Source organism: Pseudomonas sp. 8 R 14 (genome assembly GCF_900005955.1).
Lineage (GTDB): Bacteria > Pseudomonadota > Gammaproteobacteria > Pseudomonadales > Pseudomonadaceae > Aquipseudomonas > Aquipseudomonas marginalis.
On sequence record NZ_CVTH01000061.1, the window covers coordinates 52,054 to 73,380 of the forward strand.

Genomic DNA, 21,327 nt, shown 5'->3' on the forward strand with positions numbered 1-21,327 from the left:
CCAGCCAAGGCTGGATCGCGGTTTTTTTGCTGCGACGGCTGGAATCAGCGACGCGGCAGGGCTGCGATCACGTCTTCGGCTTGCAGGCCTTTGTCGCGATTCATCACGGAGAACTCCACGCGCTGGCCTTCCACCAGGACGCGATGACCTTCGCCACGGATAGCCCGGAAGTGGACGAAGATGTCGTCGCCCGAATCGCGGGAAATAAAGCCGAAGCCTTTGGAGGTGTTGAACCACTTGACGGTACCGGTATCCCGATTGGTCATGTCGTAGTTTTGCGACGCGGCCGCCGGGGACGAACGGTAGAAGCTGATGGCCAGGTGAAGAACGATAGCGACCACAGCAATCACCAGGCTGAGCAGGATGGCCGGATGGCCGCCCACTTCAGGCATAGGTGCCAGGAGGGTGAGGGTTTGTACGACAACGGTCAGTACCAGCAGCGCGCTGACCAGGTTTTGCAGTTGATGACGTGTGCCTTTGTTCCAGTAAGGGATTACGGGAGCGAGCGTCAGGTTAAGAAGGCCGAACAAGGCCAGGTACAGAGCGTCGTGTTGTTGCAGGTAGGGCAGGCTTTCAGGCTGCAGGCTCGGGATAAAGGACAGCAGCAACGCTGCAACGCCCGTTAGCAGGTGGACGATTTTCAACATTTTGATTAACTCACGTTAAGACGGATCACAAGGAAGAGCTGACTGGCACGGTTCGCTTCTGAACAATGGGAGGCGTTGGGCACGTGCGCGGGTATCAGCCTATGCCGCTTGCCGTGGAAATTAACGACGGCGACACGCTGCCTATTTAACAGCAAAGGCCGTGCCTACTCAAATCGAGCATTTTCCGCGGTTGAAAGGGGCGTGGCATTTCTGCGTGAAACGCTTGTCCTAGACATGTGCAGGGGTTTCTGGCGGCCTTAAAGAAAATTTCCGACATGCCCAAAGGCTTGTACTGCACGGGCTGACAGGTCGTGCAGGGGCGATTTGCCGCATGTCGCCCGAGGGTGTCGGGCTGCGTCTCTGCGGCGCTCTTGCTAGAGTGGTCGTGCACCTGATCAATGAATGCTTGTCAATTGAAGGGGATAAACATGGCAATCGATATCGGTATCAGTGAAGAAGATCGTAAATCCATCGTCGATGGGCTTTCACGGCTGCTTTCCGATACCTATGTACTGTACCTGAAGACCCACAACTTCCATTGGAACGTCACGGGCCCCATGTTCCGTACGCTGCACCTGATGTTCGAAGAGCAGTACAACGAACTGGCGCTGGCGGTGGACGCCATAGCCGAGCGTATCCGTGCCCTGGGTTTCCCGGCACCGGGCGCCTATTCGATCTACGCCCGCCTTTCCTCCATCAAGGAAGAAGAGGGTGTTCCCAGCGCAGAAGAGATGATCAAGCAACTGGTGGCGGGCCAGGAGGCGGTCACGCGTACCGCACGTGGTATTTTCCCGTTGCTCGACAAGGTCAGCGATGAGCCGACCGCGGACCTGCTGACCCAGCGCATGCAGGTTCACGAGAAAACCGCGTGGATGCTGCGTTCCCTGCTCGAAAGCCAGTAAACGACAGCCACAGTGGCGCCGTTGTGGCGCCACTTGCTTGTTTCCACGCATTTCCTGGCGTTGTCCTACGCCTATCAACGCCCCGTCTTCTGGCTGCCTGCCTCGTCCTGCTGTCTTATAGGGCCACTGTCCAATGGGAGAACCCATGGGCTGTTGTTTGGCAATGGAGTGTCAGGTGTATGTCACGTGGAGTGGATGTGGGAGTGATGGAAACCGGTGGTTTCCACAAGATAAGCGTCGACCCCTTCGCCAAGGGGTTCGATATGGGGCTGGCCAAGCCATTGTCCCGATCGGTAAGGCTCAACGGATTTTCCACTTGTCTTCGGCTTGAGCAGATCTATTGGAATATCCTCACGGAAATAGCCAGGATCAATGCCTGCTCTGTCAGTGCATTGCTGTCCTATGTCGATCGGGAAGTGCACTTGCGGTATGGAGGAGTGAAGAACTTCAGTGGGTTGGTCAGGGTAGTGTGTGTGGTTCATCTGTTAAAGGGCCGTGCTGCCTCGCCAAGCCCTGAGTAATCGGCAGGCCTCGGGGCCGGTCCGCTGTCGAGGTGGGCTTGCCCCGGGCAGAAAGCCGGCTGCGCTGCCTTGATTTACCAGATATAATCCCGCGCTTTGCTGCTGCCGGGGCTTTCTCCCTCTGCTCTTTATCAGGAGCGGGCGCGGCACAGTAACGATCGACCGCCGAGACATCGCCATGCCCATGTATGACTATCAATGTGCTTCCTGTGGACATCAGTTGGAAGCCATCCAGAAGATCAGCGCAGCGCCGCTGGTCGATTGCCCGGCCTGCCAGGCACCCGAGCTCAAGAAGATGTTGTCCATGCCGGGCTTCCGCCTGAGCGGCAGCGGCTGGTACGAGACCGATTTCAAGACCGGTTCGAAGAAGAACCTGGCGGGCGGCGACAAAGCAGACTGAGTTGAACTCCATGCGCAGGCTCCTGCATTATCCGTCCCCTGCTTTAATGTACGGTGACGAGGCAGGCCTCCACCGAATTTCGAATTACGAGAAGTGAAACCACTACCATGATGCGCAGCCACTATTGCGGCCAACTGAACGAGACCCTGGATGGTCAGGAAATCACCCTTTGCGGATGGGTTCACCGTCGCCGCGACCACGGCGGGGTGATCTTCCTCGATATCCGTGATCGTGATGGCCTGGCCCAGGTGGTATTCGATCCGGATCGCGCCGAAAGCTTCGCCGCCGCTGACCGTGTGCGCAGCGAGTACGTCGTGAAGATCACCGGCAAGGTTCGCCTGCGTCCGGCCGGTGCCGTGAACGCGAACATGGCGTCCGGTGCGATCGAAGTGCTGGGCTACGAGCTGGAAGTACTGAACGAATCGGAAACCCCGCCGTTCCCGTTGAACGAATACTCCGACGTCGGCGAAGAAACCCGCCTGCGCTACCGCTTCCTGGATCTGCGTCGTCCGGAAATGGCCGAGAAGCTGCGCCTGCGTTCGCGCATGACCACCAGCATCCGCCGCTTCCTCGACGAGAACGGCTTCCTTGACGTCGAAACGCCTATCCTGACCCGGGCCACCCCGGAAGGCGCGCGTGACTACCTGGTGCCTAGCCGTACCCACGCCGGCAGTTTCTTCGCCTTGCCGCAGTCGCCGCAGCTGTTCAAGCAGCTGCTGATGGTGGCCGGTTTCGACCGTTACTACCAGATCGCCAAGTGCTTCCGCGACGAAGACCTGCGCGCCGACCGCCAGCCGGAATTCACCCAGATCGACATCGAGACCAGCTTCCTCGATGAAAAAGAGATCATGGGCATCACCGAGCAGATGATCCGCAACCTGTTCAAGGAAGTGCTGGACCTGGAGTTCGGCGAATTCCCGCACATGACCTTCGAAGAAGCCATGCGCCGCTACGGTTCGGACAAGCCAGACCTGCGTAACCCGCTGGAACTGGTGGACGTGGCCGACCAGCTCACCGAAGTTGATTTCAAGGTGTTCAGCGGCCCCGCCAACGACCCGAAATGCCGCATCGCCGCCCTGCGCGTGCCTGGCGGCGCGAGCATGCCGCGCAAGCAGATCGACGACTACACCAAGTTCGTCGGCATCTACGGTGCCAAGGGCCTGGCGTATATCAAGGTCAACGAGCGCGCCAAGGGTGTTGAAGGCCTGCAGTCGCCAATCGTGAAGAACATCCCGGAAGCCAACCTCAATGTGATCCTGGATCGCGTGGGCGCGGTCGACGGCGACATCGTGTTCTTCGGCGCCGACAAAGCCAAGATCGTCAGCGAAGCCCTGGGCGCGCTGCGGATCAAGCTGGGCCACGACCTGGACCTGCTGACCTGCAAGTGGGCACCGATGTGGGTCGTCGACTTCCCGATGTTCGAAGAGAACGATGACGGCAGCTTCAGCGCCTTGCACCACCCGTTCACCGCGCCGAAGTGCTCGCCCGAAGAGCTGGAAGCCAACCCGGCAGGCGCGCTGTCCCGCGCGTATGACATGGTGTTGAACGGTACTGAGCTGGGTGGCGGCTCGATCCGTATCCACCGCAAAGAGATGCAACAAGCGGTCTTCCGCCTGCTGGGCATCAACGAAGCGGAACAGGAAGAGAAGTTCGGCTTCCTGCTCGACGCCTTGAAATACGGTGCGCCGCCCCACGGTGGCCTGGCTTTCGGCCTCGACCGCCTGGTGATGCTGATGACCGGTGCCCAGTCGATCCGTGAAGTGATCGCGTTCCCGAAAACCCAGAGTGCTGCGGACGTCATGACCCAGGCTCCGGGCGTGGTGGATGCCAAGGCATTGCGCGAGCTGCATATCCGCCTGCGCGAGACGCCGAAGGCTGAGTAAGGCTGCTGCGTGAAAGCGCACTGAGGTGTACGCAGTCTAAAAAGGCGCATCTTCGGATGCGCCTTTGCGTTACAAGGGGTGTATCCCACCCGGGGTGGGGTTGATAAGGTTTCTAGAGAATTTCGGAGTTGTGTTATGGCTGGCCATTCCAAGTGGGCGAACATCAAGCACCGCAAAGAGCGTCAGGATGCCAAGAAAGGCAAGATTTTTACCAAGTGGATCCGTGAGCTGACGGTCGCTGCCCGCCAGGGCGGGGGTGACCCGGGCTCCAACCCGCGTCTGCGCCTGGCCCTGGACAAGGCCCTCGGCGCCAACATGAGTCGTGACATTATCGACCGTGCCGTGGCCCGTGGGGCCGGCGCTGCCGACACCGACGACATGGTCGAGTTGACCTACGAAGGCTACGGCCCGGGTGGCGTGGCGGTGATGGTCGAATGCATGACCGATAACCGCAACCGTACTGCCGCCGCCGTGCGTCATGCGTTCAGCAAGTGTGGCGGCAACCTGGGGACTGACGGTTCGGTGGCCTACCTGTTCGAACGCAAGGGGCAGATCTCCTTCGCGCCGGGTGTGGATGAAGATGCGCTGATGGAAGCGGCGATGGAGGCGGATGCCGACGACGTGGTGACCAATGAAGATGGCTCCATCGACGTGTTTACCTCGTTCGCCGGCTTCTACGCCGTGCGTAATGCCCTGGAAGCGGCCGGTTTCAAAGGCTCCGACGCCGAGATCGTGATGCTGCCGACCACCAGTGCCGAGCTGGACCTGGACGGTGCGCAGAAAGTGCTGAAGATGCTCGATATGCTCGAAGACCTGGATGATGTACAGAACGTGTATTCCAACGCCGACATCCCGGAATCCGTGGCCGAACAGCTAGGCTGAAGAATGACGTAGATCCAAATGTGGGAGGGGGCTTGCTCCCGATGGCGGTGTATCAGTCAGCCTATGTCTAACTGGACGATCGCCATCGGGAGCAAGCCCCCTCCCACATTAGAACTACGATGTATCAAAAAATGTGTTTATCCGACCTGCAGGCGTTATGACTTTAATCCTAGGTATCGACCCCGGTTCGCGCATCACCGGTTTTGGTGTGGTGCAACACACCCCGCGCGGCTGCGTCTACGTCGCTTCGGGCTGTATCCGTACCGGCGCAGGCGAGTTGGCTGAGCGCCTGCAGATCGTCTATCGCGGCGTGCGTGAAGTGATCCAGACCTACGGACCGGTCACCATGGGCATCGAAAAAGTGTTCATGGCAAAAAACGCCGACTCAGCCCTTAAACTCGGACAAGCCCGTGGCGCCGCCATCGTGGCAGGGGCCGAAGAGGGCATGGAAATCGCCGAATACACCGCGACCCAGGTCAAGCAGGCCGTGGTCGGCACCGGTGCGGCCAATAAAGAGCAGGTGCAGATGATGGTCATGCACATGCTCAAGCTCACCTCAAAGCCGCAGATCGATGCCTCCGACGCCCTGGCCATTGCCATTTGCCATGCACACACGCGCTCCAGCCTGCTGCCTCACGGCCTGGGCATGGCACGCAGTCGTGGCGGGCGCCTGCGTCTCTGATAGCATCAGCGCAATCGTTATTTCCGGTCAGGCCTCGCTCTGACCCCAAGCTTTAAGGATCTGAACCGTGATTGGACGCTTGCGCGGCACCCTGGCTGAGAAACAGCCGCCGCACCTGATTCTGGATGTAAACGGGCTGGGGTATGAGCTGGAAGTGCCCATGACCACCCTGTACCGCCTGCCGTCGGTCGGTGAACCTATAACGCTGCATACCCATCTGGTGGTGCGCGAAGACGCGCAACTACTCTATGGTTTCATTGGCAAGCGCGACCGCGACTTCTTCCGCGAACTGATTCGCCTTAATGGCGTGGGGCCTAAATTGGCCCTGGCGTTGATGTCGAGCCTGGAAGTGGATGAGCTGGTACGAGCCGTTTCGGCCCAGGACACCTCAGCGCTGACCAAGGTACCGGGCGTGGGCAAGAAAACCGCCGAGCGCCTGTTGGTAGAACTCAAGGACCGCTTCAAGGCCTGGGAAGTGGTGCCGAGCATGTTCGCCCTGGTGCCGAACCAGCCGGATATGCCGGCGGGCCAGGTCGCGAGTGCTGAAAGCGACGCCGTCAGTGCGCTGATCTCCCTGGGCTACAAACCCCAGGAGGCCAGCAAGGCCGTCTCGGCCATCAAGGACAAGAACCTGAGCAGCGAAGACATGATCCGCCGAGCCCTGAAGGGAATGATTTAAGTGATTGAAGCTGATCGTCTGATCGCGGCCACCGGGCCTCGTGACCGTGAAGAAGTCCAGGACCGCGCCATCCGGCCCTTGAGCCTTGCCGACTACATCGGCCAGCCCACCGTGCGCGAGCAGATGGAGTTGTTTATCCAGGCCGCGCGCGGGCGCAGTGAGTCCTTGGACCATACCTTGATCTTCGGCCCGCCGGGGCTGGGTAAAACCACCCTGGCCAACATCATTGCCCAGGAAATGGGCGTGTCGATCAAGTCCACCTCCGGCCCGGTGCTGGAGCGGCCAGGTGATTTGGCGGCGTTGCTCACCAACCTCGAGCCCCATGACGTGCTGTTCATCGACGAGATCCACCGGCTCTCGCCTATCGTCGAGGAAGTGCTGTACCCGGCGATGGAAGATTTCCAGCTCGACATCATGATCGGCGAAGGCCCGGCGGCCCGCTCGATCAAGCTCGACTTGCCACCGTTCACGCTGGTGGGCGCGACGACCCGTGCGGGCATGCTGACCAACCCGCTGCGAGACCGTTTCGGCATCGTTCAACGTCTGGAGTTCTATAGCACTACCGATCTGGCGACCATTGTCAGCCGTTCGGCCAGTATTCTCGGCCTGCCCCTGGACCCGGAGGGCGCGTTTGAAATCGCTCGTCGGGCCCGGGGCACGCCACGGATTGCCAACCGCTTGTTGCGTCGTGTGCGTGACTTTGCCGAAGTACGGGCCAAGGGGCATATCACCAAGGCCGTGGCGGACCTGGCCTTGAACCTGCTGGATGTGGACGAGCATGGCTTCGATCATCAGGATCGACGCCTGCTCTTGACCATGATCGAGAAGTTCGACGGCGGCCCGGTGGGTGTCGACAGCCTGGCGGCGGCCATCAGTGAAGAGCGCCATACCATCGAAGATGTGCTGGAGCCGTACCTGATCCAGCAGGGCTATATCATGCGTACGCCAAGGGGGCGGGTGGTGACGCGCCATGCCTATCTGCACTTCGGGTTAAACATTCCGTCACGATTGGGGGAGATGCCCGTGGTAGACGAATTCCTTGATGCAGTGGACGATTAAAAGCTTCACGCCAGTCGATTTATTCGATGTTTGTGCTGTCCTAGTGGCTGGCGTCGTCATTCAGTCACTGGATATGTTTTTCGAGAATGAAAAAACAGTTGCCCCACCGGATTGGCAACCTGAGGAGTAAGCACTAGAGTATGCGCGCGCAAAACGGGGATCAGTCGTTCGCACATCGCTGTCGCGTTTATTACGAGGACACCGATGCCGGCGGCATCGTGTATTACGTCAATTATCTCAAGTTCATGGAGCGGGCTCGTACCGAGCGGCTACGGGAGCTGGGCTTTGCCCAATCCCAGCTGGCAGGGGAGGACCTGTTATTCGTCGTGCATTCCAGCGAGGCGCGTTACCACGCACCGGCGCGACTGGACGACGAGCTGCTGGTCAGCGCTGAAGTAATCGAATTGAACCGTGCCAGCCTGCGTTTCAAGCAGCAGGTCAGGCGGGCAACGGATGCAACGCTGCTCTGTGAGGGGCAGTTCCTGGTGGCGTGTGTGCGCACCAATAGTTTGAAACCTCGGGCCATTCCCGAAACTCTACGTGCGGCCTTTGCCGCCGTGAGCGGCGCGGGTAAACAATCAAAGCAGGAGATTTAGCGTGGAACCTACCGTCGTCGACCATTCCTCCATGTGGAGCCTGGTCAGCAATGCCAGTGTCGTGGTTCAACTGGTGATGCTGACCCTGGTAGCCGCATCGGTTACCTCTTGGGTCATGATTTTTCAGCGCAGCAACCTGCTGCGCGCCGGTCGACGTGCCCTGGAGAGCTTTGAAGAGCGCTTCTGGTCGGGTATCGACCTGTCCAAGCTGTACCGCCAGGCCGGCAGCAACCCGGACCCGGACTCGGGCGTCGAGCAGATCTTCCGCGCGGGCTTCAAGGAATTCTCGCGCCTGCGCCAGCAGCCGGGTGTTGATCCGGAAGCGGTCATGGAAGGCGTGGCCCGTGCCATGCGCGTCGCCATTTCCCGTGAAGAAGAGAAACTGGAGCAGAGCCTGCCGTTCCTCGCTACCGTCGGTTCCGTCAGCCCGTACATCGGCCTGTTCGGTACGGTGTGGGGGATCATGAACTCGTTCCGCGGCCTGGCCCAGGCCCAGCAAGCGACCCTGGCCACCGTGGCCCCGGGTATTGCCGAAGCCCTGATCGCCACCGCGATCGGCCTGTTCGCCGCTATCCCCGCAGTAATTGCCTACAACCGCTTTGCTGCAACCAGCGAAACGTTGATCAGCCGTTACTACACCTTCGCCGATGAGTTCCAGGCGATCCTGCACCGTAAAGTGCACACCAGCGAAGAATAAGCAGGTAATTCCCAATGGCTTTAATCGCTCGAGCTCGCAAAAAGCGCAAGCCGGTCGCCGAGATGAACGTAGTACCCTACATCGACGTGATGCTGGTGCTGCTGGTGATCTTCATGGTGACCGCGCCGATGCTCAACCAGGGCGTGAAGGTTGATCTGCCCAAGGTTTCCAGTGAAGCCTTGCCGCAGGACAACAACACTCAGGTCCTGACCATTTCGATCAAGGCTGACAAGACCTATTACTGGAACCTTGGCAGCGAAGTCGACACCCAGAAGCAACAGGACAAGGCCTTGACCCTGCCGGCGATGACCGATGCGGTGACCAAGATCATTCGCTCCGGCAACGAAGGCGGCAAGCACACCCAGGTGTTCATCCGCGGCGACAAGTCGGTCGACTACGGTTCCGTCATGGGCGCCATGGGCGGGCTGCAGAAGGCCGGCGTCGGTAACGTTGGCTTGATTACCGAGGCGCCCTGATGCACCAACAGCGAGAGCCGTCCGCCTCGGAAAGCTTCTTCTGGCCTAGCGTCTGGGCAATTGCCCTGCACGTCCTGGTCTTTGGCATGCTGTTCGTCAGCTTTGCCATGACTCCGGACCTGCCGCCAGCCAAGCCGATCGTGCAGGCGACCCTGTATCAGCTGAAATCGAAAAGCCAGGCCACCACCCAGACCAATCAGAAGATTGCGGGTGAGGCCCAGAAGTCGGCTGCGCGCCAGACTGAAGTCGAACAGATGGAACAGAAGAAGGTCGAGCAGGAAGCGGTGAAGGCTGCTGCGGAACAAAAGAAAGAAGAGGCGGCTCAAAAGGCCGAGGAATCGAAAAAGGCTGACGAAGCCAAGAAGGCCGACGAGGCGAAAAAGGCTGATGAAGCCAAGAAAGCCGAGAAAGCTGCCGAAGCTAAAAAAGCTGAAGAGAAACAATTGGCTGATATAGCCAAGAAGAAATCTGAAGAAGAAGCCAAGAAGGCTGCCGAAGAAGAGGCCAAGAAAAAGGCCGCTGAAGACGCCAAGAAGAAAATAGTCGAAGACGCGAAGAAGAAAGCCGCCGAAGACGCCAAGAAAAAAGCTGAAGCAGACGAGGCGAAGAAGAAAATCGCCGACGACGCGAAGAAGAAAGCTGCCGCCGATGCCAGCAAGAAAAAGGCCCAGGAAGCAGCGCGTAAATCCGCCGAAGAGAAAAAGGCCCAGGCCTTGGCAGATTTGCTCTCCGACACGCCGCAGCGTCAGCAAGCCTTGGCCGATGAACGTGGTGATGAAGTCGCGGGCAGTTTCGACGACCTGATTCGGGCGCGGGCAGCAGAAGGCTGGACACGTCCACCTTCGGCACGCAAAGGCATGACAGTAGTGCTGCAGATCGGCATGTTGCCGGACGGTACGGTGACTTCGGTCAGTGTGGCCAAGTCCAGTGGTGACGGTTCGTTCGACAGTTCGGCGGTTGCCGCGGTCAAGAATATTGGCCGGTTGACCGAGATGCAGGGAATGAAACCAAGCGACTTCGCTCCCTATCGTTCATTCAAGATGACATTCACACCTGAGGATCTAGCCTTGTGAGAAACCTTCTTCGAGGAATGCTTGTCGTTATTTGCTGTATGGCAGGGATAGCGGCGGCGGATGAAAAGAACATCCTGGTCACCAGCGGCAGCGATCGGGCTACCCCGATCGCGGTAGTGCCGTTTGGCTGGCAGGGCGGCAGCGTGCTGCCGGACGACATGGCCCAGATCGTCAGCGACGACCTGCGCAATTCCGGTTACTACGCACCGATTCCGAAAGGCAACATGATCAGCCAGCCGACCCAGGCCAGCGAAGTCATCTTCCGTGATTGGAAAGCGGTGGGCGCGCAGTACCTGATGGTCGGCAGCATCACGCCGGCCGGCGGTCGCCTGCAGATCCAGTACACCTTGTTCAACGTGGCCACTGAGCAGCAGGTCCTGACCGGCAGCGTATCGGGTACCGCCGAACAACTGCGCGACATGGCCCACTACATCTCGGACCAGTCGTTTGAAAAACTCACCGGTATCAAGGGGGCGTTCTCGACACGCCTGCTTTATGTAACGGCCGAGCGTTTCTCCGTAGACAACACTCGCTACACCCTGCAGCGTTCGGACTACGACGGTGCGCGGGCAGTGACCTTGCTGCAATCCCGTGAGCCAATCCTGTCGCCGCGCTTCGCGCCGGACGGCAAGCGTATTGCCTACGTGTCCTTCGAACAGAAGCGTCCGCGTATCTTCGTCCAGCACATCGATACTGGCCGTCGTGAGCAGATCACCAACTTTGAAGGCCTCAACGGTGCACCGGCCTGGTCGCCGGATGGTTCGCGCCTGGCATTCGTACTGTCCAAGGACGGCAACCCGGACATCTACGTGATGAACATGGCTTCGCGCCAGATCAGCCGCGTGACCAGCGGTCCTGGTATCAACACCGAACCGTTCTGGGGCAAGGATGGTTCGACCATCTACTTCACCTCGGACCGCGGCGGCAAGCCACAGATCTACAAGACCAGCGTTGGCGGTGGGGGCGCGGAACGCGTGACCTTTATCGGTAACTACAACGCCAATCCTAAGCTTTCGGCTGATGAAAAGACGTTGGTGATGATTCACCGTCAGGATGGTTTCACTAATTTCCGGGTTGCGGCCCAGGATTTGCAGCGTGGAACGGTAAAAATCCTCACAGATACCAACCTTGATGAGTCAGCTACTGTTGCGCCCAACGGCACCATGGTAATCTACGCCACCCGCCAGCAGGGCCGGGGAGTCTTGATGCTCGTGTCCATTAATGGACGCGTAAGGCTCCCGCTTCCTACCGCACAAGGCGAAGTCAGAGAACCGTCCTGGTCCCCTTACCTGAACTGACGCGGCGCTACAAAAAGAAGTACTTAACACACTGGGGTTCATTAGGAGTTTCACGATGGAAATGCTGAAGTTTGGTAAGTTTGCTGCTCTGGCTCTGGCTCTGTCCGTAGCCGTTGGTTGCTCGTCTAAAGGCGGCGACAATGCCGGTGAAGGCGCAGCTGTTGATCCAAACGCTGGTTACGGCGCTAACACTGGTGCAGTTGACGGCTCCCTGAGCGAAGAAGCTGCTCTGCGCGCTATCACCACTTTCTACTTCGAATACGACAGTTCGGACCTGAAACCAGAAGCCATGCGCGCTCTGGACGTTCACGCGAAGGACCTGAAAGCTAACGGCGCTCGCGTTGTTCTGGAAGGTAACACTGACGAACGTGGTACTCGTGAGTACAACATGGCACTGGGCGAGCGTCGTGCGAAAGCCGTTCAGCGCTACCTGGTACTGCAAGGTGTTGCTCCAGGCCAACTGGAACTGGTTTCCTACGGTAAAGAGCGTCCAGTTGCTACTGGCCACGACGAGCAGTCCTGGGCTCAAAACCGTCGCGTCGAACTGCGTAAGTAATTCGTCATGCGAACGTGCCGTCGTGCTCTAGCTGTATTGGCTCTCAGCCTCGCCCCGCTTGCGGTGTGGGCTGCGGTTCCTGTGGAAGATAGCAACTCTGGCTATAACAATAGCGGGAGCAGTTATCCGCCAGCGGGTTATGGCACGAATGGCGCCTATGCTGGGGGGGCGGCTACGTCCGCTCCCTCGGCACAGGGCGAACTGTTCAACCAGCTGCAACGCATGCAGGATCAATTGGCGCAGCAACAAGGCACCATTGAAGTTCTGCAAAATGAGGTGCGTCAGCTGAAGCAGGAAGGCCTGGAGCGTTACCAGGATCTTGATCGACGTATAGGAGCCGGTGTTACACCTGCCGCTACTCCTGATAATTCTTCTGCCGGTGGCGCGCCCAGCGCGGCTATCGGTGGTGCAGCAGCAGGGGCCGCCGCTGCGAGCCAAGCCCCTGCCGCCAGCAGTGAACCGGGTGATCCGGCGAAGGAAAAGCTGTATTACGATGCAGCCTTCGACCTGATCAAGGCCAAGGATTTCGATAAGGCCAGCAAAGCCTTTACCGCCTTCCTGGGCCGCTACCCAAACAGCCAGTACGCGGGCAACGCCCAATACTGGTTGGGCGAGGTGAATCTGGCAAAGGGTGATCTGCAGGGGGCGGGCCAGGCATTTGCCAAGGTCAGCCAGCTGTACCCCAAGCACGCCAAGGTGCCCGACTCGCTGTATAAACTCGCTGACGTAGAACGCCGCCTGGGTCATACCGACAAGGTCAAAGGCATTCTGCAGCAGGTCGTAGCCCAATATCCGGGTACCTCCGCTGCACAGTTGGCCCAACGGGATCTGCAACGCTTGTAAGCGATGCAGCCGTTTAGAAGAAACCCGCGCCTGGCGCGGGTTTTTTCGTTAGAATCCACGCCCTTTTATGACACACGCTTCCTGGGGCCTACGCGTTGGCGGGGTTCCTTGAAGTGCCTGACGGAGGCGGACAGCCTGTTTAGCTGTTACGCCCGTGGCGACTATGCAAGACACATTACGCATCACCGAAGTTTTTTACTCGTTACAGGGTGAAACGCGAACCGCTGGCCTGCCCACGGTTTTTGTGCGCCTGACCGGTTGCCCCTTGCGTTGCCAATACTGTGACAGCGCCTACGCCTTCAGTGGCGGCACTGTGCGCACCCTCGAAGACATCCTGGAGCAGGTTGCCGGCTACCGGCCCCGCTACGTCTGTGTAACGGGTGGCGAGCCCCTGGCCCAGCCCAACGCCATCCCCTTGCTCAAACAGCTGTGTGATGCCGGTTACGAGGTCTCCCTGGAAACCAGTGGGGCCCTGGATATTTCCGCTGTAGACCCGCGTGTCAGCCGAGTGGTTGACCTCAAGACGCCGGGCTCCAAGGAAGTGCACCGCAACCGCTACGAGAACATCGAACTGCTGACGCCCAACGATCAGGTCAAGTTCGTGATTTGTTCCCGTGAAGACTACGACTGGGCCAATTCCAAGCTGATCCAGTACGGCCTTGACCGCCGTGCCGGTGAGGTATTGTTCTCTCCCAGCCACCACGACCTGAACGCGCGCGATCTGGCCGACTGGGTGGTTGCCGATAACCTGCCCGTACGCCTGCAATTGCAGCTGCATAAATACCTGTGGAACGACGAACCGGGGCGCTGAGATGACTGATCAAAAGCGCGCGGTCATCCTGCTGTCAGGTGGCCTCGATTCCGCAACGCTAGTGGCCATGGTTCGCGCCGAAGGTTACAGCTGTTACACCATGAGCTTCGACTACGGTCAGCGCCACCGCGCCGAGCTGGATGCAGCCGCCCGTGTGGCCCGAGACTTGGGCGTGGTCGAACACAAGGTGATTGGCCTGAACCTCGACGGCATGGGTGGCTCGGCCTTGACCGACAGCACTATCGACGTCCCAGAGGCCCCCACCCAAGGCATCCCGGTTACCTACGTACCGGCACGCAACACCGTGTTCCTGTCCCTGGCCCTGGGCTGGGCGGAGGTTCTGAGTGCCCGTGACATCTTCATCGGGGTTAACGCGCTTGATTACAATGGCTACCCGGACTGCCGCCCCGAATACGTCGAGTCGTTCGAGCGTATGGCCAATTTGGCGACAAAAGCCGGGGTAGAAGGGCAGGGTTTCCGGATCCAGGCACCGCTGCAAAACCTGAGCAAGGCCGCTATCGTGAAGGCTGGCGTAGGACTCGGTGTCGATTACTCGCTGACAGTTTCCTGCTATCAGGCAGACGATGACGGCCGTGCCTGTGGGAAATGCGACAGCTGCCGGCTGCGTGCAGAGGGCTTCCAAATGGCCGGAATTACGGACCCGACGCGTTATTTCTGATTTATTTCAAATAAGGTGTTGAATAATCCTTAGAAATCAGTATTATACGCGCCACCACACAGCGGGTCGTTAGCTCAGTTGGTAGAGCAGTTGGCTTTTAACCAATTGGTCGTAGGTTCGAATCCCACACGACCCACCATTTTTGGCGGTTTAGAAAATCCGGAAGGCCCACGCAAGTGAGGATTTCCGGGTTTTTTTTTGCCTGCGATTTGGTGCTTACCTGCCGGTGCGCAATGCACCCAAGCTATACCAGCATTTGGCAAACCTCCCTGTTGACTCTCCTGTTACGGGCACACCCTATCCTGCCCGCTCGACTTTTCAGGATGAAGTGATGATGAGCAAGCGAGTACTGGTGATTCTGGGGCACCCCTCAACCGACAGTTTCTGTGGGGCATTGACCGACACCTATGTGAAGGCGGCCACAGAGGCCGGGCACGATGTGCGTCTGTTACGCCTGGATGCACTGCGGTTTGATCCAGTGCTGCACGATGGCTACAAACAGGTTCAGTTGCTGGAGCCCGATCTGCTCAAGGCCCAGGCCGATATCACGTGGGCTGAGCACCTGGCGTTTGTCTATCCCATCTGGTGGGGCGGAATTCCGGCCCTGATGAAAGGCTTCTTCGATCGGATATTCCTTCCCGGATTTGCCTTCAAGTATCGCGAAGGCAAAGCCTTTCCCGACAAGCTTTTGAAGGGGCGCACGGCCCACCTGCTGGTCACGATGGATACCCCGCCGTGGTACTACAAGTGGGTCTACTGCATGCCGGGCCTGCACCAGATGCGCAAGACTACCCTGGAGTTCTGTGGCATCAAACCATTGAAGACCCTCACGTTCGGGCCGATCCTCGGTTCCGGCGACTCCCAGCGCGAAGCCTGGCTCAAGCAAGCCCAGGCTATTGCTTGCCGCTGACATAGCCGTTGCACAGCATCGCCTTGCAGCAGGCGATGCCGGCTTTATCCCTGCCAATTACACTGCCTTTTGCCACCTTCGGGTTTCCGACCCCGTAGACATGTGTGAAGATGCGGCGCGCCAAAGTGCTCTCCCCACTCTTGTGCCAAAAAAGGACTTTTCATGTATATCGGCAAAGCCGCCCAGCTATCGGGCACTACCGTCAAGACGATCCGCCACTATGAAGACATTGGCTTGCTGCCGCCGCCCGTGCGCGAAGGTAAGTATCGGGTCTATAACCAGCAATGCGTTGAGCTGTTGACGTTCATCAAGTGTGCTCAGCAGCTGGGTTTCAAGCTTAAGGAAATGCAGGCGATTCTTAAGGACCACCGGGGCCTGGAGCTGCCGTGGGATTTGGCCAACCAGGCCATTGCCGATAAAAAGCTCGAGCTGAAAGCCCAGATCGAAGGGCTGCAAAACATCTACGACGGTCTTGAGCAGTTCGAAAGCAACCTCAAGGACGCCCGGTACCAATGCCAGTTTGAGCCTCTTTCCAAAACGGTCTGAACGAACTTGCTGCATGAACACTGCCCGCTGACGGCTATGTGCTTGAGGTGATGTCTGAAGGCGGGGGAGACCCAAGGTACCATTGCGGTTTTTAATCGACAGGCACACGCGTCAAAGCCAGATTAGGCTTTTGAAACCATTGGATATTCTGTAGCCTTGCGCAGCTTCACCTTTACCCGTGCTTGATGAACACAATCACTTCGTCCGGCGGCGCCCGAAGGGCTCCAGAGCCGGTGGTACACTCGACTTTCGCGCTACTGCGCCTGCAGGTCTTGCGAACATGACGCACATTTCCGAACGCCTACTGGTTCAAGCCCACCTCGACGCCAAGCAGCCCAAGGCCCTCAGCGCCGAGGAAGAGGCGAGCCTGCGTGCCGCCATTGCTGCCGAGCTCAAGGCTCAGGACGCGGTGCTGGTTGCCCACTTCTATTGCGATCCGGTGATCCAGGCCCTGGCCGAAGAAACCGGCGGCTGTGTCTCCGACTCCCTGGAAATGGCCCGCTTCGGCGCAGCCCACCCGGCCAAGACCGTACTGGTCGCCGGTGTACGTTTCATGGGCGAGACCGCCAAAATCCTCACCCCCGAAAAACGCATCCTCATGCCGACCCTGGAAGCCACCTGCTCCCTGGACCTGGGGTGTCCGGTGGATGAGTTTTCGGCGTTCTGCGACCAGCATCCCGAACGCACCGTGGTGGTGTATGCCAACACCTCGGCGGCGGTCAAGGCCCGGGCCGATTGGGTGGTGACCTCCAGCTGTGCGCTGGAAATCGTCGAAAGCCTGATGGACAACGGCGAGACCATCATCTGGGGCCCGGACAAGCACCTGGGTACCTACATCCAGCGCCAGACCGGCGCCGACATGCTGCTGTGGGACGGTGCGTGCATCGTCCACGAGGAGTTCAAGTCCAAGCAGTTGGAAGACATGAAGGCGCTGTACCCGGACGCAGCGATCCTGGTGCACCCGGAATCGCCGACCTCAGTGATCGAACTGGCCGACGCGGTGGGCTCCACCAGCCAATTGATTGCGGCGGCACAGCGGCTGCCGAACAAGACCTTCATCGTGGCGACCGACCGCGGCATCTTCTACAAGATGCAGCAGCTGTGCCCGGACAAGGTCTTCGTCGAAGCGCCCACGGCCGGTAACGGCGCCGCGTGCCGCAGTTGCGCACACTGCCCGTGGATGGCGATGAATACGCTGGAGCGCACGCTGCAGTGCCTGCGTGAGGGCAGTAACGAGATCTTCGTCGAGCCGTCGGTGATTCCTCACGCCGTGCGACCGCTCAAGCGCATGCTGGATTTCACCCAGGCTGCGCGCCTGAGGCTGGCCGGTAACGCCTGAATCGAGGCGAGCTCGGTTGAAAATGTGGGAGGGGGCAAGCCCCTTCCCACATTTTGATCTCCAATAAGAAGGGTATTATTTCTTTTGCTTCGGGATGCGCACCAACTGCGTATCCGAGTAGATGTCATGCCAGCTGCGTTTGTGCTTGTCGAACAACGACCAGACAAACCCCAGCCCCACGCACAACCATGACGCAATCGACACCACAAAGCGCAACAGCGCCTGCCACAGGCTGATCCGCGAGCCGTCGGCGTTTTGCACGCGCACGCCCCAGACCTGCATGCCCAGGGTTTGCCCGGAATGGGTCCAGAACTTGGCAAAGAAACCAAACAGCACAAAGAACAGAATCGTCGACAGCAGCGGGTCACCGTCCAGTGCGCCGGATTCGGTGAGGGTGCGCATCCTGGCTTCGCCCACGAACGCGATCCATACCAGCTTGTAGATAAACGCGGTGACGATCAGCAGCGCGGTGCACAACAGGAAGTCATAGAACATCGCTGCCAGGCGACGGCCCAGGCCAACGGCGGGGAACTCGCCTTGGGGACTCAGCAAGGGTTTGGACATGGCAGGGCTCTCAGAGGAAAAAAATCATTTTACGGAATAGCGCCCATAAAAAAGCCCCTGATGTCATGTCAGGGGCTTTTTGTCGCAGGAAGGATCAGCCTTCTGCTTGTACTTCGTCAGCCTGCATGCCTTTCTGGCCTTGAACTGCAACGAAGGTGACCTTCTGGCCTTCCTTCAGGCTTTTGAAGCCGTTGCCTTGAATAGCGCGGAAATGCACGAACAGATCCGGACCGCTTTCTGGAGTGATAAAACCAAACCCTTTCTCGTCGTTAAACCACTTGACGGTACCGCTCTGACGATCAGCCATTTTCTTATTTCCTTGACGCTAAAAATTAATGACAGCCCCTTTCACATGAAAGAGTACTGGGCTGGGTTGCAGGAAAGTAAGAGACGTCGAACGGGTTGTAGCACAACTACTTCAGCTACTGCCCAGGTCCAGGTTCCAAGCGACCCATGCAAACACAGTGGGCAAACTCTACGCCAACTAATGGAGAAAAAACAAGCCCTGGCAAAAGCCCAGGTTTTGCTCGGCCTCATGACACTTCGTTGAATAATGTGGAACCGACTTATTCGATAGAATGGGTCACTTGTTATAGGTTAATTCCTATAATAATGCCTATCGTTGCTGCACTGTTTTATGGCGGTTGCGTTACAGATTAGTGCACGTTAACGCAACCGCGTTACTTATAGGAACAGTCAATCAGCCACGATAGTAACGTTGCGGCACAAATGGCATTTTGCTTACACGAAGTGGCACTTTTTTCCCACGCACCAACGCAGAGACTTCGGTGTCCAGTGCGGTGAATGCGCTGTCCAGGTAACCCATGGCCAGTGGGCCACCCAGGCTCGGGCCAAAGCCACCGCTGCACACGCTGCCGATCACGCTGCCGTGTTCGTCGACGATCTCTGCGCCTTCACGTACGGGTGTGCGTTCCTGGGGCAGCAGGCCTACGCGCTTGCGGCTTACACCGGTTTGCTGCTGGGTGAAGATGCGGTCGGCACCCGGGAAGCCACCGGCACGCGCACCGTCGGTGCGTCGGGCCTTGGAGATTGCCCACAAGAGGCTGGCTTCGATCGGGGTGGTCTCAGTGTTCATGTCGTGGCCGTACAGGCACAGGCCGGCTTCCAGGCGCAGCGAGTCACGGGCGCCCAGGCCGATGGCCTGCACTTCGTCCTCGGCCAGCAGGCTGCGCGCCAGGCTTTCGGCGCTGGCGGCAGGCACGGAGATTTCAAAACCGTCTTCACCGGTGTAGCCCGAGCGGCTGACGTAGCAGTCCACGCCCAGCAGGCGCACCGGGGCGAATTGCATGAAGGTCATCCGGGTGACTTCCGGGGCCAGGCGCGCCAATACCTTCACTGCGGCCGGGCCTTGCAGGGCCAGCAGCGCGCGTTCTTCGAACAGCGGCTCGATGCGGCACTGCTCGCCGATATGCTGGCGCAGGTGCGCCAGGTCCTGGTCCTTGCAGGCCGCGTTGACTACCAGGAACAGTTCGTCGTTACCCAGGTTCGCCACCATCAGGTCGTCGAGGATGCCGCCCTGGTCATTGGTGAACATGGCGTAGCGCTGCATGCCGACCGGCAGGTCGATGATGTCGACCGGCACCAGGGTTTCCAGGGCCTTTGCGGCATTGGCGCCGGTCAGGCGGATCTGGCCCATGTGGGACACGTCGAACAGCCCGGCTTGTTCACGGGTGTGCAGGTGCTCCTTCATCACGCCCAGTGGGTATTGCACCGGCATGTCGTAGCCGGCGAAGGGCACCATGCGTGCACCCAGCTCGAGGTGCAGGGCGTGCAATGGGGTTTTCAACAGGGTTTCGGTGGACATGTTCAGCTCCTGAAAAACGTGCCGGCGCGCCTTTAGGCGTCAGCACTCGATAATGTTGACCGCTAAACCGCCACGGGCGGTTTCCTTGTATTTGCTTTTCATGTCGGCGCCGGTCTGGCGCATGGTGCGGATGACCTTGTCCAGCGAGACGAAGTGTTGCCCGTCGCCACGCAAGGCCATGCGCACCGCATTGATGGCCTTCACCGAGCCCATGGCATTGCGCTCGATGCAGGGCACCTGCACCAGCCCGCCAATCGGGTCGCAGGTCAGGCCGAGGTTGTGTTCCATGCCGATCTCGGCGGCGTTTTCCACCTGGGAAACCGTACCGCCCAATACTTCGCACAACGCGCCAGCGGCCATGGAGCAGGCCACGCCGACTTCACCCTGGCAACCGACTTCGGCCCCGGAGATCGACGCGTTTTCCTTGTACAGAATCCCGATGGCGGCGGCGGTGAGCAGAAAGCGCACCACGCCGTCTTCATTCGCGCCGGGGATAAAGCGCATGTAGTAATGCAGCACCGCCGGCACAATCCCGGCCGCACCGTTGGTGGGCGCCGTGACCACGCGCCCGCCGTTGGCGTTTTCTTCGTTGACGGCCAGGGCGTACAGGTTGACCCAGTCCAGCACCGACAACGGGTCGCGCAGGGCCGACTCCGGGTTCTTGCACAACTGGCGATGCAAGGCGGCGGCACGACGCTTGACCTTCAGGCCGCCGGGCAAGATGCCTTCGTTGCGACAGCCGGCTGCCACGCAGTCCTGCATCACCTGCCAGATCTTCAACAGGCCGGCACGGGTTTGCGCTTCCGGGCGCCAGGCACTTTCATTGGTCAGCATCACCTGGCTGATGGACAGACCGTAGGTGGTGCAATGGCCGAGCAAGTCCTTGGCATGCTTGAACGGGAACGTCAGTGGGGTGGCGTCTTCGACGATCCGGTCCGCACCGGCGGCGTCTTCATCCACCACAAAACCGCCGCCCACCGAGTAGTACTCGCGGCTGCGGATCTGGATACCCGCCGCATCAAAGGCACGAAAAATCATGCCGTTGGGGTGGTAGGCCAGGGGTTTGCGAATCATCGCCAGGTGTTCTTTCTCGTTGAACGCAATGCTGTGTTCGCCGAGCAGGTTCAAGCGACCGTCGCCGCGCATCTGCGCCAGGCGTGCGGCCACGGTTTCGGTGTTCACGGTGTCCGGGTGTTCGCCTTCCAGGCCCAGCAGCACGGCCTTGTCGCTGCCGTGGCCTTTGCCGGTGGCGCCGAGGGAGCCATAGAGTTCCACCTTGATGCCGGTGGTGGCGCTCAGCAGGTTGTCACGCTTGAGGCCCTCGACGAACCGAGCGGCCGCACGCATGGGGCCGACGGTGTGGGAACTGGAGGGGCCGATGCCAATCTTGAACAGGTCGAACACGCTTAAAGACATGAGTTGTTCTCCGGTTTCTTGTTATGTATTGGGTGGTACTCGG

General features: G+C 59.2%; 25 protein-coding genes and 1 tRNA gene. 21 read left to right on the forward strand and 5 right to left on the reverse strand.

Going from position 1 to position 21,327, the window contains the following annotated elements; all coding sequences use genetic code 11:
- Positions 1 to 44 precede the first annotated feature (44 nt).
- Positions 45 to 647 carry a cold-shock protein gene (locus BFQ01_RS33200; RefSeq protein WP_005790922.1) on the reverse strand — a complete coding sequence of 201 codons (603 nt, stop codon included), beginning with the start codon at positions 645 to 647 and terminating at the stop codon, positions 45 to 47.
- Positions 648 to 1,075: 428 nt separating this feature from the next.
- Between BFQ01_RS33200 and BFQ01_RS15170 the strand changes: the two genes are divergently transcribed.
- The 21 genes from BFQ01_RS15170 (at position 1,076) to nadA (ending at position 17,479) form a co-directional block, all read left to right on the forward strand.
- Positions 1,076 to 1,549 (forward strand): Dps family protein, encoded by a 474-nt coding sequence (locus BFQ01_RS15170; protein WP_065925892.1) that lies wholly within the window; start codon positions 1,076 to 1,078, stop codon positions 1,547 to 1,549.
- A 179-nt stretch (positions 1,550 to 1,728) separates the two neighbouring features.
- Positions 1,729 to 2,070, forward strand: a complete 342-nt coding sequence (locus BFQ01_RS15175; protein ID WP_065925893.1) for a ribbon-helix-helix domain-containing protein — start codon at positions 1,729 to 1,731, stop codon at positions 2,068 to 2,070.
- 178 nt (positions 2,071 to 2,248) lie between these two features.
- Positions 2,249 to 2,470, forward strand: a complete 222-nt coding sequence (locus BFQ01_RS15180) for an FmdB family zinc ribbon protein (RefSeq protein ID WP_010208103.1) — start codon at positions 2,249 to 2,251, stop codon at positions 2,468 to 2,470.
- 107 nt (positions 2,471 to 2,577) lie between these two features.
- On the forward strand, positions 2,578 to 4,353 hold the full coding sequence (gene aspS / locus BFQ01_RS15185; protein ID WP_027605538.1) for an aspartate--tRNA ligase: 1,776 nt from the start codon (positions 2,578 to 2,580) through the stop codon (positions 4,351 to 4,353).
- A gap of 135 nt (positions 4,354 to 4,488) precedes the next feature.
- Positions 4,489 to 5,235, forward strand: a complete 747-nt coding sequence (locus BFQ01_RS15190) for a YebC/PmpR family DNA-binding transcriptional regulator (RefSeq protein ID WP_027605539.1) — start codon at positions 4,489 to 4,491, stop codon at positions 5,233 to 5,235.
- 157 nt (positions 5,236 to 5,392) lie between these two features.
- On the forward strand, positions 5,393 to 5,917 hold the full coding sequence (gene ruvC, locus BFQ01_RS15195) for a crossover junction endodeoxyribonuclease RuvC (protein ID WP_065925894.1): 525 nt from the start codon (positions 5,393 to 5,395) through the stop codon (positions 5,915 to 5,917).
- Positions 5,918 to 5,984: 67 nt separating this feature from the next.
- Positions 5,985 to 6,596 carry a Holliday junction branch migration protein RuvA gene (ruvA, locus tag BFQ01_RS15200; RefSeq protein ID WP_003175802.1) on the forward strand — a complete coding sequence of 204 codons (612 nt, stop codon included), beginning with the start codon at positions 5,985 to 5,987 and terminating at the stop codon, positions 6,594 to 6,596.
- Positions 6,597 to 7,655 carry a Holliday junction branch migration DNA helicase RuvB gene (gene ruvB, locus BFQ01_RS15205; protein ID WP_065925895.1) on the forward strand — a complete coding sequence of 353 codons (1,059 nt, stop codon included), beginning with the start codon at positions 6,597 to 6,599 and terminating at the stop codon, positions 7,653 to 7,655.
- Positions 7,656 to 7,795: 140 nt separating this feature from the next.
- Positions 7,796 to 8,251, forward strand: a complete 456-nt coding sequence (gene ybgC, locus BFQ01_RS15210; protein ID WP_032890914.1) for a tol-pal system-associated acyl-CoA thioesterase — start codon at positions 7,796 to 7,798, stop codon at positions 8,249 to 8,251.
- 1 nt (position 8,252) lies between these two features.
- Positions 8,253 to 8,948, forward strand: a complete 696-nt coding sequence (gene tolQ, locus BFQ01_RS15215; protein WP_053135845.1) for a protein TolQ — start codon at positions 8,253 to 8,255, stop codon at positions 8,946 to 8,948.
- Between the two features lie 23 nt (positions 8,949 to 8,971).
- A complete protein-coding gene (gene tolR, locus BFQ01_RS15220; protein ID WP_161793227.1) occupies positions 8,972 to 9,424 on the forward strand; it encodes a protein TolR in 453 nt (150 codons plus the stop codon).
- Positions 9,424 to 10,497 (forward strand): cell envelope integrity protein TolA, encoded by a 1,074-nt coding sequence (tolA, locus tag BFQ01_RS15225; RefSeq protein ID WP_027605542.1) that lies wholly within the window; start codon positions 9,424 to 9,426, stop codon positions 10,495 to 10,497. Before tolR ends, tolA begins: the two co-directional genes overlap by 1 nt.
- Positions 10,498 to 10,514: 17 nt before the next feature.
- Positions 10,515 to 11,795, forward strand: a complete 1,281-nt coding sequence (tolB, locus tag BFQ01_RS15230; RefSeq protein WP_043293513.1) for a Tol-Pal system beta propeller repeat protein TolB — start codon at positions 10,515 to 10,517, stop codon at positions 11,793 to 11,795.
- 55 nt (positions 11,796 to 11,850) lie between these two features.
- On the forward strand, positions 11,851 to 12,351 hold the full coding sequence (gene pal, locus BFQ01_RS31525) for a peptidoglycan-associated lipoprotein Pal (RefSeq protein WP_003209827.1): 501 nt from the start codon (positions 11,851 to 11,853) through the stop codon (positions 12,349 to 12,351).
- Positions 12,352 to 12,357: 6 nt separating this feature from the next.
- Complete coding sequence (gene ybgF, locus BFQ01_RS15240; protein ID WP_065925897.1) at positions 12,358 to 13,194, forward strand: tol-pal system protein YbgF; 837 nt, start codon at positions 12,358 to 12,360, stop codon at positions 13,192 to 13,194.
- A gap of 163 nt (positions 13,195 to 13,357) precedes the next feature.
- Positions 13,358 to 14,005 (forward strand): 7-carboxy-7-deazaguanine synthase QueE, encoded by a 648-nt coding sequence (gene queE, locus BFQ01_RS15245; protein ID WP_027605545.1) that lies wholly within the window; start codon positions 13,358 to 13,360, stop codon positions 14,003 to 14,005.
- A gap of 1 nt (position 14,006) precedes the next feature.
- Positions 14,007 to 14,684, forward strand: a complete 678-nt coding sequence (gene queC / locus BFQ01_RS15250; protein WP_065925898.1) for a 7-cyano-7-deazaguanine synthase QueC — start codon at positions 14,007 to 14,009, stop codon at positions 14,682 to 14,684.
- Positions 14,685 to 14,747: 63 nt separating this feature from the next.
- A tRNA-Lys gene (locus tag BFQ01_RS15255) sits at positions 14,748 to 14,823 on the forward strand.
- Between the two features lie 192 nt (positions 14,824 to 15,015).
- Positions 15,016 to 15,594, forward strand: a complete 579-nt coding sequence (locus tag BFQ01_RS15260) for an NAD(P)H-dependent oxidoreductase (RefSeq protein ID WP_065925899.1) — start codon at positions 15,016 to 15,018, stop codon at positions 15,592 to 15,594.
- 162 nt (positions 15,595 to 15,756) lie between these two features.
- Entirely contained in the window at positions 15,757 to 16,140 is a 384-nt protein-coding gene (locus BFQ01_RS15265; protein WP_065925900.1) for a MerR family transcriptional regulator, read from the forward strand.
- A gap of 280 nt (positions 16,141 to 16,420) precedes the next feature.
- Positions 16,421 to 17,479 (forward strand): quinolinate synthase NadA, encoded by a 1,059-nt coding sequence (gene nadA, locus BFQ01_RS15270; RefSeq protein ID WP_065925901.1) that lies wholly within the window; start codon positions 16,421 to 16,423, stop codon positions 17,477 to 17,479.
- 75 nt (positions 17,480 to 17,554) lie between these two features.
- Here the strand turns inward: nadA and BFQ01_RS15275 are convergent, their stop codons facing one another.
- The 4 genes from BFQ01_RS15275 to BFQ01_RS15290 form a co-directional block, all read right to left on the reverse strand.
- Positions 17,555 to 18,043 carry an RDD family protein gene (locus tag BFQ01_RS15275; RefSeq protein ID WP_065925902.1) on the reverse strand — a complete coding sequence of 163 codons (489 nt, stop codon included), beginning with the start codon at positions 18,041 to 18,043 and terminating at the stop codon, positions 17,555 to 17,557.
- 94 nt (positions 18,044 to 18,137) lie between these two features.
- Positions 18,138 to 18,350 carry a cold-shock protein gene (locus tag BFQ01_RS15280; protein ID WP_014339904.1) on the reverse strand — a complete coding sequence of 71 codons (213 nt, stop codon included), beginning with the start codon at positions 18,348 to 18,350 and terminating at the stop codon, positions 18,138 to 18,140.
- A 393-nt stretch (positions 18,351 to 18,743) separates the two neighbouring features.
- Positions 18,744 to 19,868, reverse strand: coding sequence for a glycine cleavage system aminomethyltransferase GcvT (gcvT, locus tag BFQ01_RS15285; protein WP_065925903.1), 1,125 nt, complete (start codon positions 19,866 to 19,868; stop codon positions 18,744 to 18,746).
- Between the two features lie 39 nt (positions 19,869 to 19,907).
- Positions 19,908 to 21,284 (reverse strand): L-serine ammonia-lyase, encoded by a 1,377-nt coding sequence (locus BFQ01_RS15290; protein WP_065925904.1) that lies wholly within the window; start codon positions 21,282 to 21,284, stop codon positions 19,908 to 19,910.
- Between the last annotated feature and the right edge of the window lie 43 nt (positions 21,285 to 21,327).